The sequence below is a fragment of the Nocardia sp. NPDC059195 genome, assembly GCF_042754695.1.
In the GTDB taxonomy this organism is placed as follows: Bacteria; Actinomycetota; Actinomycetes; order Mycobacteriales; family Mycobacteriaceae; genus Nocardia.
The window spans coordinates 22,334-37,661 of the sequence record NZ_JBHZBG010000034.1; the positions used below are offsets into that span (position 1 = coordinate 22,334).

General features: G+C 67.3%; 12 protein-coding genes and 1 tRNA gene. 5 read left to right on the forward strand and 8 right to left on the reverse strand.

Annotated elements, in window-relative coordinates; translation table 11 throughout:
* Window positions 1-38 precede the first annotated feature (38 nt).
* Complete coding sequence (locus tag ACFXKN_RS29405; RefSeq protein WP_378921843.1) at window positions 39-401, reverse strand: hypothetical protein; 363 nt, start codon at window positions 399-401, stop codon at window positions 39-41.
* Window positions 402-591: 190 nt separating this feature from the next.
* On the opposite strand from ACFXKN_RS29405, the gene ACFXKN_RS29410 reads away from it, so the two are divergent.
* Both ACFXKN_RS29410 and ACFXKN_RS29415 read left to right on the forward strand, forming a co-directional pair.
* Window positions 592-3,543 carry an SNF2-related protein gene (locus tag ACFXKN_RS29410; protein WP_379434226.1) on the forward strand — a complete coding sequence of 984 codons (2,952 nt, stop codon included), beginning with the start codon at window positions 592-594 and terminating at the stop codon, window positions 3,541-3,543.
* Complete coding sequence (locus ACFXKN_RS29415; protein ID WP_379434227.1) at window positions 3,544-4,293, forward strand: SWIM zinc finger family protein; 750 nt, start codon at window positions 3,544-3,546, stop codon at window positions 4,291-4,293.
* Between the two features lie 101 nt (window positions 4,294-4,394).
* Here ACFXKN_RS29415 and ACFXKN_RS29420 read toward each other — a convergent pair whose 3' ends face one another.
* The 3 genes from ACFXKN_RS29420 to icmF all read right to left on the reverse strand — a co-directional run bounded on the left by ACFXKN_RS29420 (window position 4,395) and on the right by icmF (window position 9,255).
* Window positions 4,395-4,802 carry a DUF3224 domain-containing protein gene (locus ACFXKN_RS29420; protein ID WP_379434228.1) on the reverse strand — a complete coding sequence of 136 codons (408 nt, stop codon included), beginning with the start codon at window positions 4,800-4,802 and terminating at the stop codon, window positions 4,395-4,397.
* A gap of 52 nt (window positions 4,803-4,854) precedes the next feature.
* Window positions 4,855-5,922, reverse strand: coding sequence for an amidohydrolase family protein (locus ACFXKN_RS29425; RefSeq protein ID WP_379434229.1), 1,068 nt, complete (start codon window positions 5,920-5,922; stop codon window positions 4,855-4,857).
* An 81-nt stretch (window positions 5,923-6,003) separates the two neighbouring features.
* Window positions 6,004-9,255, reverse strand: a complete 3,252-nt coding sequence (icmF, locus tag ACFXKN_RS29430) for a fused isobutyryl-CoA mutase/GTPase IcmF (protein WP_379434230.1) — start codon at window positions 9,253-9,255, stop codon at window positions 6,004-6,006.
* A gap of 94 nt (window positions 9,256-9,349) precedes the next feature.
* On the opposite strand from icmF, the gene ACFXKN_RS29435 reads away from it, so the two are divergent.
* Window positions 9,350-10,324 carry a hypothetical protein gene (locus tag ACFXKN_RS29435; RefSeq protein ID WP_379434231.1) on the forward strand — a complete coding sequence of 325 codons (975 nt, stop codon included), beginning with the start codon at window positions 9,350-9,352 and terminating at the stop codon, window positions 10,322-10,324.
* Window position 10,325: 1 nt separating this feature from the next.
* Here the strand turns inward: ACFXKN_RS29435 and ACFXKN_RS29440 are convergent, their stop codons facing one another.
* Window positions 10,326-10,877, reverse strand: coding sequence for a hypothetical protein (locus ACFXKN_RS29440; RefSeq protein ID WP_378963627.1), 552 nt, complete (start codon window positions 10,875-10,877; stop codon window positions 10,326-10,328).
* Between the two features lie 179 nt (window positions 10,878-11,056).
* On the opposite strand from ACFXKN_RS29440, the gene ACFXKN_RS29445 reads away from it, so the two are divergent.
* Window positions 11,057-11,851, forward strand: coding sequence for an enoyl-CoA hydratase (locus ACFXKN_RS29445; RefSeq protein WP_378921856.1), 795 nt, complete (start codon window positions 11,057-11,059; stop codon window positions 11,849-11,851).
* On the opposite strand, the gene ACFXKN_RS29450 is transcribed toward ACFXKN_RS29445, so the two are convergent.
* The 3 genes from ACFXKN_RS29450 to ACFXKN_RS29460 form a co-directional block, all read right to left on the reverse strand.
* A complete protein-coding gene (locus tag ACFXKN_RS29450; protein WP_379434232.1) occupies window positions 11,848-12,903 on the reverse strand; it encodes a hypothetical protein in 1,056 nt (351 codons plus the stop codon). The genes ACFXKN_RS29445 and ACFXKN_RS29450 overlap by 4 nt on opposite strands.
* A gap of 25 nt (window positions 12,904-12,928) precedes the next feature.
* Window positions 12,929-13,516 (reverse strand): MarR family winged helix-turn-helix transcriptional regulator, encoded by a 588-nt coding sequence (locus ACFXKN_RS29455; protein WP_378963625.1) that lies wholly within the window; start codon window positions 13,514-13,516, stop codon window positions 12,929-12,931.
* Window positions 13,517-13,556: 40 nt separating this feature from the next.
* Window positions 13,557-13,627, reverse strand: a tRNA-Cys gene (locus tag ACFXKN_RS29460).
* Between the two features lie 169 nt (window positions 13,628-13,796).
* On the opposite strand from ACFXKN_RS29460, the gene ACFXKN_RS29465 reads away from it, so the two are divergent.
* The gene (locus ACFXKN_RS29465) at window positions 13,797-15,230 is read left to right on the forward strand and encodes an RNA-guided endonuclease TnpB family protein (protein WP_379434233.1); all 1,434 of its coding nucleotides are present in this window, start codon (window positions 13,797-13,799) and stop codon (window positions 15,228-15,230) included.
* Window positions 15,231-15,328 lie beyond the last annotated feature (98 nt).

Genomic DNA, 15,328 nt, shown 5'->3' on the forward strand with positions numbered 1-15,328 from the left:
TGGGTCAGCGCTGCGCCCGCGGACGGGGCGGCACCGGCCTACAGCCAGGCTCGGGCCAGCAGGTCGTCGGCGGCCAGTTCGCTGGCGATCGGCGGGAAGCGCGTCGCGGCGATCGAGGAGACGCGGCTGCCGTCATGGCCGACCAGCCAGGAACCACCGCGGTCTTCGCATTCGGCGATCTTGGCGAAGACGGTGAGCAGGAAGGTGATGGATTCTCTGGGGTCGATGGTGTGGGCCAGGCGCTGGGATTCGCCGGGCCGCGACAGATCGAGCCAGACGCCTGCTTGGCCGTCCAGTCGCATGCCGAGGATTTTCGTGGTGTCGATGAAGGTGAATTTGCGCCGTTCCCATGGGGTGTTGGGTGTGTAGCTCTGCTCGAGAACCTGGAGCAGAATCGTCATCGCTGCCCTCCGCACGAATTACAAGGGGTCATCGGCCGAACCGGATCCAGCCCGGTTCGCCTGGGTCGGTATGAAGTTGTCGCCGGTGGGTGTTCCGGCCCGTGACCAGGGGTTATTTAAGTATGGTCTCGTTTCGGTGAGAAATCCAGGGGGATGGCGGCCGTGATCGGTGTCGGTGCCGCCTGCTTGGATGGAGCCCATGCTGCACGGTCTGTGGTCCCCCGAATCGGGCCTGTTGCTGTGGCACGACGCGGAGCCGGTCGCCGTGGGGTCGGTGCTGGGCGACATCTTGGATCGCGCCAGGTTCCGGCACCGGGCCCAGGTGCTGGTCGTCGATGCCGCGGGCAAGCCCGAGACCGCCGAAGTGCGCGCGCACGCGCTCGCGCCGCCGACGGCGGCCGTTGTGCTGCGCAGCCGGCTCCCGCGCGAGCACATCTCCGGCGATCTGCGGTTCCTCGCGCATGTCGCGCGCGGCATCGAACGGTGGGTGCGGGCCGGACGTGTGGTGCCCCAGATCGAACGAGCCGACGGGCAATGGTGGGTGCGCTGGCGGCTGGTCGGCGGACAACGTCAACGGGCGTGGCTGGCCGAGCTGGCCGCCGCGATGCCACCGGCGCTGCGGGTCGCCGGTCCGCCTGCCGCCGTGCTCGATGACCTGTGCACCCATCTCACCGACCCGATCGCCCGCGAATATCTCGCGCACCGCACGATGACGCACCCGCTGCTGGCCGCGCTGGTCGCCGATACCCCGCTGGACGTCGGCTCCTACCGCCTGTCCGAAACGCTGTCGCAGTGGCGGGAGGGCTATGCCGCCGACGAACCGGAACTCGTGCTGCGCCTGTGCGAACCCGACGGCGAATTCGGCACCACCGACGAATCGGTGGCGCTGTGGCGGCTCCAGGTGTGCCTGCGCCCCGTCGACGACGCGCCCAAACCTGTTGTCTTCGACGATGATCCGGTGCTCGTGCGGACGGCGGCGGAGAAACTCGGCCAGGCACGTAAGGCCTATCCGCGTCTGCGTGACCTGCCAACCGATCCGCGCGGCCTCGACCTGCTGCTGCCCACCGAGGTGGTCGCCGACCTGGTGGCCCACGGCGCACATGCCTTGCAGGAAGCCGGAATTCGACTGCTCCTGCCGCGCGCCTGGAACATCGCCGAACCGAGCATGCGGTTGCGGGTGAGCAGCCCCGCCGCCGCCGAATCCACTGTCGGCCTCAGCGGACTGCTGTCCTACCGCTGGGAATTGGCGCTCGGCGATCTGGTGCTCACCCCGGCCGAGATGGCGCGGCTGATCAGCAGCAAATCGGACCTGGTCCAGTTGCGCGGCGAGTGGGTGCAGGCCGACCATCGAGCGCTGGCCGCGGCCGCCCGCTATGTGGCGCAGCACGCCGACGACAGCCCGATCACCTTGGCTGACATGATCGGTGAACTCGCCGCCGAACGGGTCGACAACGTCCCCGTTACCGAGGTCACCGCCGACGGCTGGGCGGCCGAATTGTTCGCCAGGGAAAGCGAACCCGAGCCGGTCGTGGTTCCGGTCGGCCTGAAAGCCCAACTCCGCCCCTATCAGGAGCGCGGCCTCAGCTGGCTTGCCACGATGAGCCGACTGAACTGCGGCGCGATCCTGGCCGACGACATGGGCTTGGGCAAAACCGTGCAGGTGCTGGCGCTGTTGGCCCACGAACGCGAGGCCGCGGAGGCCGAGTCCGGTCGTGCGTCTACGGTCGGCGGGGCTCGGGGAGCCGAGGTGGGTGACTCGGCGGTGCACGAAGTCGTCACGACCGAGCGGGGCGGTTCGGCGGACACCGAGGACGTAAACGTCCACCGGGGTGGGGCGCCGATCGGCGGTGTCGGGCCGACATTGCTGGTGTGTCCGATGTCGGTGGTGGGTAACTGGCAGCGGGAAGCGCAGCGGTTCACGCCGGATCTGCGTGTGCTGGTCCACCATGGTCCGAGCCGACTGTCCGGCGCGGAATTCGCTGTCGCGGTGCAGAATTCCGATTTGGTCGTCACGACCTACGCACTGCTCGCCCGCGACATCACCCTGCTGGGCGAACAGCGGTGGGAGCGGATCGTGCTCGACGAAGCGCAGCACATCAAGAACGCGGTGACCAGGCAGGCGCGCGCGGCCAGGGCGCTGAAAGCCCGACATCGGTTGGCGCTCACCGGAACTCCGGTGGAGAACCGCCTGGAGGAACTGCGCGCGTTGTTCGACTTCGCCATGCCGAAACTGCTCGGCAGCCCACAATCGTTTCGCGCCAAGTTCGCGGTGCCGATCGAGCGCGAGCGCGACCAGCAAGCCATCGACAGACTGCGCTTGATCACCGACCCGTTCGTGCTGCGCAGGCTCAAAACCGATCCGACGGTGATCAGCGACCTGCCCGAGAAGCTGGAAATGACGGTGCGGGCCAATCTCACCGTCGAGCAGGCCGCCCTCTACCAGGCGGTTGTCGACGACATGCTGGAGAAGCTCAAAGACGCGAAGGGCATGGCGCGCAAGGGCGCTGTGCTCGGCGCGCTGACCAGGCTCAAGCAGGTCTGTAACCACCCCGCGCACTATCTGGGCGACGGTTCGCCGATCCTGCGCCGCGGCGGACATCGCTCCGGCAAGCTGGCCCTGGTCGAGGATGTGCTCGACGCGGTGCTCGCCGAGGGTGAGAAAGCCTTGCTCTTCACCCAGTTCCGCGAATTCGGCGACCTGATCCTGCCCTACCTCACCGAGCGGTTCGGCACCCCGATCCCGTTCCTGCACGGCGGGGTGGCCAAGCAGCGCCGCGACGACATGGTGACGGGTTTCCAGGGCGAGAACGGCCCGCCGCTGATGTTGCTCTCACTCAAGGCGGGTGGCACCGGCCTCAACCTCACCGCCGCCAATCACGTGATCCACCTGGACCGCTGGTGGAATCCGGCCGTCGAGAACCAGGCCACCGACCGCGCGTTCCGGATCGGCCAGCAGCGCGCGGTGCAGGTCCGCAAGCTGGTGTGCGTCGACACCATCGAGGAGCGGATCGACGAGATGATCAACGGGAAAAAGCAATTGGCCGATCTGGCCGTCGGTGCGGGGGAGAACTGGATCACCGAGATGAGCACCGACGAACTGCGCGAGCTGTTCACCCTCGGCGCCGAGGCGGTGGGTGACTAGATGGCCGACTTCAGCCAGTTCGGTCCGCGCAAACCGGTGCGCGGCGGCGCCCAGGCTCGCGGCGGTTTCGGGCGCACCTGGTGGGGCAAGTCGCTGCTCGACGCGGTGGAGCAGGTGGCCGACGCGGGCAGGCTCTCGCGCGGACGCACCTACGCCAGAGTCGGGCAGGTGGTGAACTACCGGATCGAACGCGGCGCGGTGACGGCGGAGGTGCAGGGCAGCCAGCCCAGACCGTTCACCTCGGTGCTGTCGATCCGGCCGCTGCGCGACGATGAGGTCGATCTGCTGCTCGCCGAGATCAGGGAGGCGCCCGGCATGCTCGCCGAGATCGCCTCGGGCGCGCTCCCGCCCGCGCTCGGCCCACACCTGTTACCGACCACCGCCTCGGAACTGGACTTCACCTGTAGCTGCCCGGACATGGGCTGGCCGTGCAAGCACGTCGCCGCGGTCTGCTACCTGCTCGCCGAGCGCCTCGACGAACAGCCGAGCGAGATCCTCACCCTGCGTGGACTCGACCTCGACACGCTCATCGGCGGCGTCGAGAAGTCCGCGCGCACCGCCGATTCCGATGACCCCTACGGCGACGAACTGGTCCTGCCCGAGCTGCCTCGCATCGAATTCCACGCCGTCATCGAAGACCTCGACGCGATTCCACTGCGTCGCGCGCTCCGGATGTCCACCGAGGACGAGCCGACCGCGGCCACCGGTCTACGCGAATTACGCTCGCTCTATACCGAATTCGACGCCTGAGTCGGGCGGGGCGAGGCGGCTCGGACAGCGGAACTGCTCCACATCTGAAGTCGCGCGAGGCGAGGCCGCTCGGACAGCGGAACTGTTTCACGCGACGCGGTTCAGCCCAGCTCGTACTCGAACCAGATGTGATGTCCGCCTTCGGCATCCACGTACAGTGCCCCGGTCCCGGTGATGCCGGTGAGCTCTCCGGTGCCGCTGGCGGGGACGATGTGGAAGAACTCGGCGGTGCGGTCGGTGCCGCCGGTGGTGGCCGAGTGGACGAAGTTGAACGCACCGGCCTTACCGTTGAGCGCGCCCTCGAACGACTCCATCGCGAGGTAGGTGCCCGCACCGGTGTTCATGTCGAAGGCAGCGGTGAACAGCGTGGCCGAGAGCCCTTCGATCTCGCCCGCGTAGGCCTTCGTCATGGTCGAGACGCCGACCGGCATCCCGGTGACGATGGGGGGCTGCATCGTCAGCTCGGTGGGGTCGAACGCGGTGACCTCGAAGGTGCCGATGGCTTTCATGCGCCGATGCTAAACCCGCCCACCGACAGAAATGGCGAGCGGGCGTGGCGAATCACCCGGTCGGCTCGATCCGGTAGAACCGGATGGCGTTGCCGCCGAACACCTTCCGCAGGTCGTCGGTGCTCGCACCGGCATCGCTCAGTCCGGTGGACACCGTCTCGACTGCCCCTGCGAGGCTGGTGATCGGCTTGTCGACCGGAAAGTTGGATCCCCAGATCAGCCGGTCGGCACCGAAGACCGCCAGTGCGTGCGCCAGCAGCGGACCCACCCGCCCGAGCAGCGCGGGCACGGGCGTCGGGGTGCCGCGTGGCGGTACCGGATGCCCGAGTACCGGCATCATCAGCCCGCTCACCTTCGCCACCACATTCGGCTGCGTGGCCAGATCGGTGAGGTCTTCGCGCCACCGATTGAACAGCACCTCCCGCTGCCTGGCGGTGTGCCCGGTGTTCTTGCCGACCGGCCCGAAGATGCCGGCCGGGGTCCCCAGGTGATCGAGCACGATCGGCACCTCGGGAAACCGTTCGGCCAGGGCTGTTACCTCGGGTAGCTGTCCCGAATACACCCACGCGTCGAACGAGAGCCCGCGCTCGGCGAGCTGTCCGAAGCCGTGCAGGAAGGCCGGGGCGGTGAGCACGCCGTCGTGCGCGGTGAACGACTTCACGGCGGGATCAGGGTGGTAGGCGACCATCGTCCGGATGCCGTGGAACAGCGGCGACGCGGATTGATGCGCATCGAGCACCGCACCGAAGTTCCCGGCGGCGGGGTCGGCCGCGCCGATGATCGTGGCCAACGCGGGGGTATCGACGCCGAACGGCAGGCTCGCCACCCACCGCGTCTCGTCGGGCTTGGCGCCCGTCCATTGCGCCTCGATTTCCACCACCGATTCGACCGGCGTATTTCCCCGGTCGTCGCGATAGTCAGCAGGCAGATAAGGCTGTAGGTAGGCGCTGGGGTCGCCGACGAATTCGCGGTCACCGCGCGGTGCCAGCCGTGCCGCGATATCGACCGGCACCGGCAGATAGCGCATCAGTTTCGCCAGCTTGCTGAACTCGCGTGGCGTGGCATGCGGATCCCACTGGTGAATATGGGCATCGATGATGTCGAAGTCGGTCAGATCCATGCTGTGCGTCCCATCGCCGCCGCTGGCAGAGCTCACGGCGATTGTCACACGCCAGCGGTGGAGAGCGACGGATTACGCTGCTCACACCGTGCGCCGATACTGCCCTCCCACCGCGAAGAAGGCATCGGTGACCTGCTGCAACGTGCATACCCGCGCCGCGTCCATGAGCACATCGAAGATATTGCCGTTGGTGTGGGCGACCTCGGCCAGCCGGGCCAGCGCGCGATGGGATTGTTCGCCGTGTTCGGTCTGGAAACTGTGCAGCCGGTCCAATTGGGAGCGGCGTTCGGTTTCGGTGCCGCGGGCCAATTCCAGCGGTGCGTGCGCGGTGTCGTCGTCGCGGCCGCGGAAGGTGTTCACCCCAACGATCGGCAGCGATCCGTCATGTTTGCGCTGTTCGTAGCGCATGGACTCGTCCTGGATGCGACCGCGCTGGTAGCCGGTCTCCATGGCGCCGAGCACCCCGCCGCGTTCGCTGATCCGCTCGAATTCGACCAGCACCGCTTCCTCGACGAGATCGGTGAGTTCGTCGACGATGAAACTGCCCTGTAGCGGATTCTCGTTCACGGCCAGCCCCCATTCTTTGGCGATGATGAGCTGAATCGCCAACGCGCGGCGCACCGAGTCCTCGGTGGGAGTGGTCACCGCCTCGTCGAAGGCATTGGTGTGCAGGCTGTTGCAATTGTCGTAGACGGCGATCAGCGCCTGGAGGGTGGTGCGAATGTCGTTGAACTGCATTTCCTGCGCATGCAGCGAACGACCCGAAGTCTGCACGTGGTACTTGAGTTTCTGGGCGCGTTCACCCGCGCCGTACCGGTCGCGCATCGCGATCGCCCAGATCCGCCGGGCCACCCGGCCGATCACCGTGTATTCGGGGTCCATGCCATTGGAGAAGAAGAACGACAGATTCGGGGCGAAATCGTCGATCGCCAGCCCGCGCGCGAGATAGGTCTCCACATAGGTGAATCCGTTGGCGAGGGTGAAGGCGAGCTGACTGATGGGGTTCGCACCAGCCTCGGCGATGTGATATCCCGAAATCGAGACCGAATAGAAGTTTCGGACGTCGTTGCGCACGAACCATTCCTGCACGTCGGCCATCATGCGCAGACTGAACTCGGTGGAGAACAGGCAGGTGTTCTGGCCCTGGTCCTCCTTGAGGATGTCGGCTTGCACGGTGCCACGCACCGTCGACAGCGTGCGTGCCCGGATCCCGGCGGCCTCCTCCGACGTCGGCGCACGGTCCTCGCTCTCGGAGAAGCGTTGCAGCGCTTGGTCGATCGCGGCATTGAGGAAGAAGGCGAGGATGGTCGGGGCGGGGCCGTTGATGGTCATCGAGACCGAGGTGGTCGGGGCGCCGAGGTCGAAACCGTCGAACAGGGTGCGCATGTCCTCGATGGTGGCCACCGAGACGCCCGAGGTGCCCACCTTGCCGTAGATATCGGGACGCTCGGCGGGATCGTGGCCGTAGAGGGTGACCGAGTCGAACGCGGTGGACAGGCGGGTGGCCTCGGCGTGGGCGCTGAGGACCTTGAAACGACGATTGGTTCTGGCCGGATCGCCCTCGCCCGCGAACATTCTGGCGGGATCCTCGTTCTCGCGCTTGAAGGGGAAAACACCCGCGGTGAACGGGAATCGGCCGGGCAGGTTCTCGGCGCGGAGGAAGCGCAGGAGTTCGCCGTCGTCGGTGAATCGGGGCAGGGCGACGCGGGGAATGCTTGTGCCGGACAGGGACTCGCGGCGCAGGGGCGTGCGCAGTTCGCGATCGCGGATGCGGACCACTTGTTCGTCGCCGCGATAGCTCTCGGCGACCGCCGGCCATTCGGCCAGCGCTGCGGTCGAGGCCGGGGCGAGCGTGGGGCGGGCCTGAGCGAGCAGATCGGCGACCGCCGCGTCGTCGGGGAGCTCGTCGTGGACCAGTGCCAGCCGTTGAATCCGTTGGGCCGCAGCGGCTTCGCGCTGAGTATCGGCGTGGTAGCCGCGGACCGTGTCGGCGATGTCGGCCAGGTAGCGGACCCGCGACGGAGGTACGAGCTGGGCGAAACGCGTGGAGACCGAGGTGTCGACGCGGGGCAGCGCGCCGGGTTCGAGAGTCAGGCCGTGTTCGGTGAGCAGGCCGGTGAGGTGCTGGTACAGCGCCGTGACGCCGTCGTCGTCGAAAGTCGCCGCACTGGTGCCGAAGACGGGCATGTCAGCGGGGCTCGCGCCGAATTCCGCACGGTTGCGGATCAATTGGCGCGCCACATCGCGGACCGCGTCGGCCGCGCCACGGCGTTCGTACTTGTTGATCGCGACGACATCGGCGTAGTCGAGCATGTCGATCTTCTCGAGCTGGGAGGCGGCGCCGAACTCCGGCGTCATCACATACAGCGCGACGTCGACGTGGTCGACGATGCCCGCGTCGCCCTGGCCGATGCCGGGGGTCTCGAGGATGACCAGGTCGTAGCCGGCGGCCCGGCAGGCGGCGATCATGGTGTCGATATCGTCGGGCAGTTCGTGATTGCCGCGGGTGGCCAGCGAACGGAAGTACACGTGATCGCCGTCGAGGGCGTTCATCCGGATGCGGTCACCGAGCAGGGCGCCGCCTGCTCGCCTGCGGGTCGGGTCGACCGCGAGAACGGCGATGCGCAGTTTGTCCTGCTGATCGGTGCGGAGCCTGCGCACCAATTCATCGGTGAGGGAGGACTTTCCGGAGCCGCCGGTGCCGGTGATGCCGAGCACGGGGACGCGTCGCTTGGCTGCCGCCGCCACGATCGCGGCGCGGTCGGCTGCCGGCAGTGCGCCCTGCTGCAAGCAGGTGATGGTGCGCGCCAAGGCATTTCGATCGCCGGTGTAGAGCGCGTCGAGGTCGGGGGCGGTGCGCACGGGGTCGACATCGCAGAGCTGGATCAGTTCGTTGATCATGCCGGGCAGGCCGAGGCGCTGGCCGTCCTCGGGGGAGAAGATCCGCACGCCACTCGCGGCGAGCCGCTCGATCTCCTCGGCGACGATCACCCCGCCGCCCCCGCCGAAGATCCGCACATCGCCAGCCCCCGCCTCGCGCAGTGCCTGCGCCAGGTATTCGAAGAACTCGATGTGCCCGCCCTGATACGAGCTCACCGCGACGCCCTGCACGTCCTCCTCGATCACCGCGTCGACGATCTCGCGCACCGACCGGTTGTGCCCGAGGTGGATCACCTCGGCACCCTGGGCCTGCAGAATCCGCCGCATGATGTTGATCGCCGCGTCGTGGCCGTCGAAGAGGGCCGCCGAGGTCACGAACCGCACTGGATTCACCGGAACATGCAGGCTCATGACTGCCTCCGCCATGTAGTAGATCGCCCGATACTCGGACATCAAAGTAATTCTAGTGTGAACAGCGTCACTCCGCCGCAAAACGCCCCGCCCAGGTTTCGGTGGAATCGTCGCCGCAGGTCGACATACTCGACGGATGGTTCGCGAGCATGGGGTGGATGTGGCATTGGAGCGCTTGGTGGCGTCCGGCGTAATCAGCGGGGAGCAGCGGGGCGCGGTGCTGCGGGCGGTCGACGAGCAGGAGCGGGCCGGGCGCGCCGGCGGGGGACGCGTGGCCGCCGAGATCGTGGCGTACGTGGGAGCCGGGGTGGTGGCCGCCGGGCTGGGGTTGTTCGTCGACAACGCGTGGGCGCAGGTGGCGCAGTCGGGGCGGGTGGTGTTGCTGGCGGTGGTGGCCGGGTGTGCGGTGTGGGGAGCGGTGGCGTTGGCCGGTGGGTGCGCCGGGGTGTTCCGGCGGGTGCCGATCGCGTCGGCTGGGCGGGCGCGGTTGGCCGCGGTGCTGCTCGTGCTGGCGGCGGCTGCGGTGACCGGGGCGGTGGCTACGGCGTTCGGTGCCCACCGTGGCGACGAAACGGCGATGGCCGGATCGATCGCGGGACTGCTTGTGGCGGCGCTCGGGTATCTGCTGGTACCGAGCGTGATCGGCCTGGTCGCGGTGGCCGGTTTCGGTGTCGCGAGCATTCTGATCGTGACCTCGGAGCTGTTCGATGTCCGATCGCCGTGGCAGGGGATATCGCTGATGGTGTTCGGCGCGCTGTGGTTCGGACTCGCAGGGGCTCGCCTGCTGGTGGCCGAATGGGCCGGATATCTACTCGGCGGGGTGATCGCGGTGATCGGCGCGCAGTCGGTGACGTACGGCGAATCGCTGTGGCGGCCCGGCCTGACCGCGCTGATCGGGGTGTTGTGCTTGGTGCTGTACGCGATTGCGCGCGACGCCGTGCTGGTGCTCGGTGGGGCCGCGGGGATCGCGGTCGCGGTGGTGCAGGTGGTGGCCGATTACACCGCTGGTGGGCCGGTCGTCGCGAGTGTGGTGCTGGGGATCGGCGCCCTGGTGCTGATGGTTGGGCTGGTCGTCCTGCTCGCTCGGCAAGGGTCTGGACGGCCGGGGTGAATCAGCGGATCAGGGTGGTTTCCTGGGCGCGGATCGTGCGGAAGAAGCGGGGGCCGACGTCGGCGCCGTCGTGGTTGTAGCTGTCGATGATCTCGGCGAGTTCGTCGGCGAGTCGGCGTAGGTCCTCGGTGGCGGTGATGCGGTCGAACTCGTCGGGCTCCCAGCCCCACGACGGCGGTATGTCGGTGATGGTGACGACGATCTGGTCGGCGAACGGGGTGGTGACGGCGATGGTGAGCTCGGCGGGAGCCGCGGCGAGTGGACTGTGGACGGTGACCTCACCCGGGGCGCCCGCGGTGGCGAACGTGCGGGCGAAGGCGATGTCCTCGCGGACCGATTCGACGATCGACGCGGTGCTCGCGTGCCTGCCCGCGCGGTGGTGACGGGAGCCGTAGACGCGGTCAGGGGCGGCGCCGGAAGCGCTGTGGCCCACGGATTTTCGGAGTAGTCGGTCGAGCATGCGCTCCGCGGTGGCGCGCTCGCCCGCGCCGGTGTTCTCGTGGTCGATCAGTGCGCGCAGGCGGGTGATCCGCACGAAGTGGTCGCTGCCCATGTCGACGATTGTGCCGCACATCGGACGCGGTGGAATGCGTCACAGACGGCGTGCCACCGTTTCCGCGCAGAGCGCATTCGTCGGCCGTTGCGCAGGACCGGAGGTACGCGTCACCGGAAGGCAGTACGCCTCGGTATCGTCAGCACCATCCGTGACCGTTGATTGACAAGAGGGTGGCCGTGACCGAATTCGAGACGATTCTGCTGGAGCGCAAGGGCGGCACCGACGGGAAGGGCGGGGTCGGCTGGATCACCCTGAACCGGCCCAAGGCACTCAATGCCCTCAACGCCCAGGTCCTCGACGACGTCATCGCCGCGCTCGACGAACTCGACGGCGACGATTCCATCGGTGCCGTCGTGATCACCGGTTCGGCGAAGGCCTTCGCGGCAGGCGCCGACATCAAGGAGATGGCCCCCAAGTCGTACATGGACATGTTCCTGGCCGATTTCTTCGCCCGCTGGGACCGTCTGGCCAACTTCCGCAAGCCGACCATCGCCGCCGTCGCCGGTTACGCGCTCGGTGGCGGTTGTGAGCTGGCGATGCTGTGCGACATCCTGATCGCCGCCGACAACGCCAAGTTCGGTCAGCCCGAGATCACGCTCGGTGTCATCCCCGGCATCGGCGGCTCGCAGCGTCTCACCCGCGCGATCGGCAAGGCCAAGGCGATGGATCTGATCCTGACCGGCCGCATGATCGGTGCCGAGGAAGCCGAGCGTTCCGGGCTCGTCTCGCGGGTCGTGCCCGCCGACGAACTGCTCGACACCGCGCTCGAGGCCGCGCAGACCATCGCGTCGATGTCGCTGCCGGTCGCGATGATCGCCAAGGAGGCGGTGAACCGCTCGTTCGAGACCACCCTCGCCGAGGGGCTGTTGTTCGAACGCCGGGTGTTCCATTCGCTGTTCGCGACCGAGGATCAGAAGGAAGGCATGGCCGCCTTCGTCGAGAAGCGGCCGCCGAACTTCAGCAACCGCTAGTTCGGTTTCCAGCGCGGCGCGCCGTCGATGAACTCCGCCGTAGTCGGCGCGGTGCCCTGTTCAGGGGACCGCGCCGTGGTGTTGTCGTTGCTGAGCAGGCCGGCGACCGTGCCACCGAGGGTGGCGGTCACCGCGACCGCGGCCAGAAGTTTTCGGCGGCCGCCCGCGCGCGGCGGGACGGCGATCGCACCCGCACCCCGTCGCGGCATGCGTAATCGCGCCGAGGGGCGGCGGGCGCACAGCAGCACCGCGCCGCGCGCCGAAACATATTCCGGCTCAGGGTCGTACACGATCGGCAGGCCGATCAGCTTGGCCAGATCCGCGCGCAGACTCGGATTGCGGGTACAGCCACCCAGCAGCGCCAACGCTCCCGGCTGAACTCCCGTCTCCTCGATCAGCAGGCGCACGAACGAGGCCGAATGATGCAGTCCCGCTTCGCACAGCGCGGCCAGATCGCTGCGGGTGAGCACCGTGCGGCCGCCGGTGTCGGCATCAGCGGCGGTGACAACCCTGGTGCGGCTCAACGATTCTCGGTGTTCGCGGCTGGCGTGCGCGTCGGCGCAGACGCCACTGCGGGCGAGCTGCCAGCGCAGGAGCGCGTCGTAGCCGTTGCCGCTGAGGACGGTGCTGCGTTTGCCCGCGAGGATGGTTTCGGTGCGGCAATCGGCGTGGGTGATGGTCAAGCCGGAGCTGCCGAGGTCGTAGAGCATCACCGAGTCGGTGGCGGGCAGCAGGCCGGTGAACCGCAGATAGCGCAACTGGGCGAGTGGTTCGTCGACGATCGCGAAGTCGGCCTGGCCCGCGGCCGCTCTGATCGCGTCGGCCTGTAGTTCGCTGCGGCAGGTGACAGCGGTGCCGGAGACGTACTCGTCGCGTTCGGCCGCCGCCGCGCGCATGCGGTGGATCGCGGTGAGTACCGATTCCTCCACCGAGCCCCCGGCCCGGCGCGGCACCTGGATCCGGTCGATGGGCGGCATGTGGGGCTGATCGGAATGGGTCAACACGGCACGGGCTCCACCCGCGCCCGCCGATACCCCGAGGATCAGCACCATGGGCTACATGGTGGACCTTTTCGCGCTAGCTGCCAAGGGAATCGGCCGAAGATTCCTCCGTCGATTGCCAGGTCGCGTGGAATGCGAGGTTTTCCGGGTCATCGGCGTCGAAATCGCCGGCGGCGTGCCGGAACTGTGCCAGCAGTCGTACCAGATCGCGGCCCTGGTCGGGTGGCAGACCGGGTTCGGCGAACACCTCGGCGTTCAGCGCCGCCGTGGCATCGGCCACGGATTTCCTTCCCGCGCTGGTGATTTCGATGAGAGTGGCCCGGCGGTCACTGGGGTGCGGGACGCGAACAACCAGTCCGGCGGCTTCGAGTCGATCGACGGTGTTGGTCACGCTCGTCGGATGCACCTGCAGCCGCGCACTGGCCTTGGCCATCGGCAGGGCGCCGGTGCGGCTGAAACTGAGCAATTGCAGGAGTTCGTAGCGGGAGAACGTCAGACCGGAAGGCTTGAGCGCCTCGTCCACGCGCGCCATCACGATCTGCTGTGCCCGAACCAGCGAGGTCACCAGCGCCATCCCATCGGCGACCGACTCCCAGCCGTGGGCGACCCACTGCCGGTAAGCCTCGGCGATCGGGTCATGGGAGAGCGGTCTGGGCCGTGACATGAAAACGATCATTCCACGACCCAGCCGCTTTTCCCCACAGAGCGAGCGGCGGGAATTGAACCCGCGTAAACGGCTTTGCAGACCGTTGCCTTGCCACTCAGCCACGCCCGCCTCGCCATTTATCGTGCCGTGTGCCGGTGCCAACGGCGAGGGTTGGGATCAGTGTGATCGCAATGATCAGTAGGCGGCGGGTGCCTGATCAGAGACCGTTGGGGGAGCCGACGGCCACTACAAGGACGACTCGCCACCCTGTCGGTGTCCTGTGTCACACTCGTCCGCGATGAGCCGCCACACGACTTTCCGGTACTGCCTCGACCCCACGGTCGAGCAGTCCGTTGTGCTCACCCGGCACGCCGGGGCGGCCCGGTTCGCGTTCAACCAAAGCCTCGCTTTCGTGAAAACCGCTCTCACCAAACGTAAAACCTGCCCAGAGCATCCGGTCCCGTGGACCCGGTTCGATCTGATCAACGCGTTCAACACCTGGAAGAAGTCCGAAGCCGCAGGACGGGTCTTCGCTGTCGGCGCGGACAGGGTCGCCGAGATTCAGGTGACCGGGTTGGCGTGGCGTACCCAGGTAAGCCAACAAGTCTTCGAGGAAGCTGCCGTCGACTGTGGTCGAGCCCTGATCGCCTTCTCGGACTCCCGGACCGGCAAACGTGCAGGTAGGAGGGTCGGATTTCCCCGGTTCAAGAAGAAGTCCGCAACCGTCCCGGCGTTTCGGATCCGGAATAAACACACCAAGGCCGGATGGACAGCGATCCGAATCGGTGGTGGCCAGATCGCGCGGTCGGTGACGTTGCCTGGGATCGGTGCGATCCGGGTGCGCGATGACACCCGCCGACTGCGGCGGATGCTCACCAAGGGACGGGCGAAGATTCTCTACGTCACCATCTCCTTCCGGGCGCGCCGCTGGTGGATCAGTCTGGCCACCGAAGCATCCGATCTGCACCCGGCTCACCATCACCAGCAGCGAGAACACAACGATGACGATGGTTGGGTCGGGATCGACCGCGGGTTGGGAGTTTTCTCCGTTGCCGCGACCGCCGACGGAGCCGAAGTCGCCCGCACCGACGGCGCGCCCAAACCCTTGGTTACCGAGCTGGATCGGCAACGCCGTCTGGCGAAGTCGTTGTCGCGAAAACGGAAGGGGTCGCTCAACCATCGGCAGGCCGCCGCCCGGCTGGGACGCCACCATCGTCGAGTCGCTGATGTTCGCCGTCATTTCGCCCATCAGGTCGCTAACAAGCTGGTCAAAACCCACGACCGGCTCGTGATCGAAGACTTGAATGTGGCGGGGATGCTCGGCAACCGTTATTTGGCACGCGCGATCAGCGATGCCGGATGGGCCGACTTCGCCCGCCTGTTGTCCTACAAACAGGCATGGCGCAGCGGCGCACTCGCGACAGCGGATCGCTGGTACCCGTCGAGTAAAAAGTGCTCTGCCTGCGGCACAATCAACCCAACCCTGTCTTTGGATGATCGAGTATTCTTCTGCGGGTGTGGTTTTCGGGCAGATCGTGATCACAACGCGGCAGTCAACCTCGCCAAATGGCCGACGACGCAACAGGACTTCTCACGATCCCCGGACCCCCGAGCAGGAGGCCGGGTAACCAAAGTCCGCCGACGGGAAGGCACTGACCGACTCCTTGTAGGTGTCGGTGAAACCGGCCCGGTAGAAGCGGGAACCGACGTTCACGCCACGCTTGTGGCGTAAACCGACGACGCCCGAGAAGGGCGGTGTCTGGAAACCATCCGGATTTCCAGACATGCTGGAAACCACTCAGCCGCGCCTTGGTCACGAGGTTCGGGATC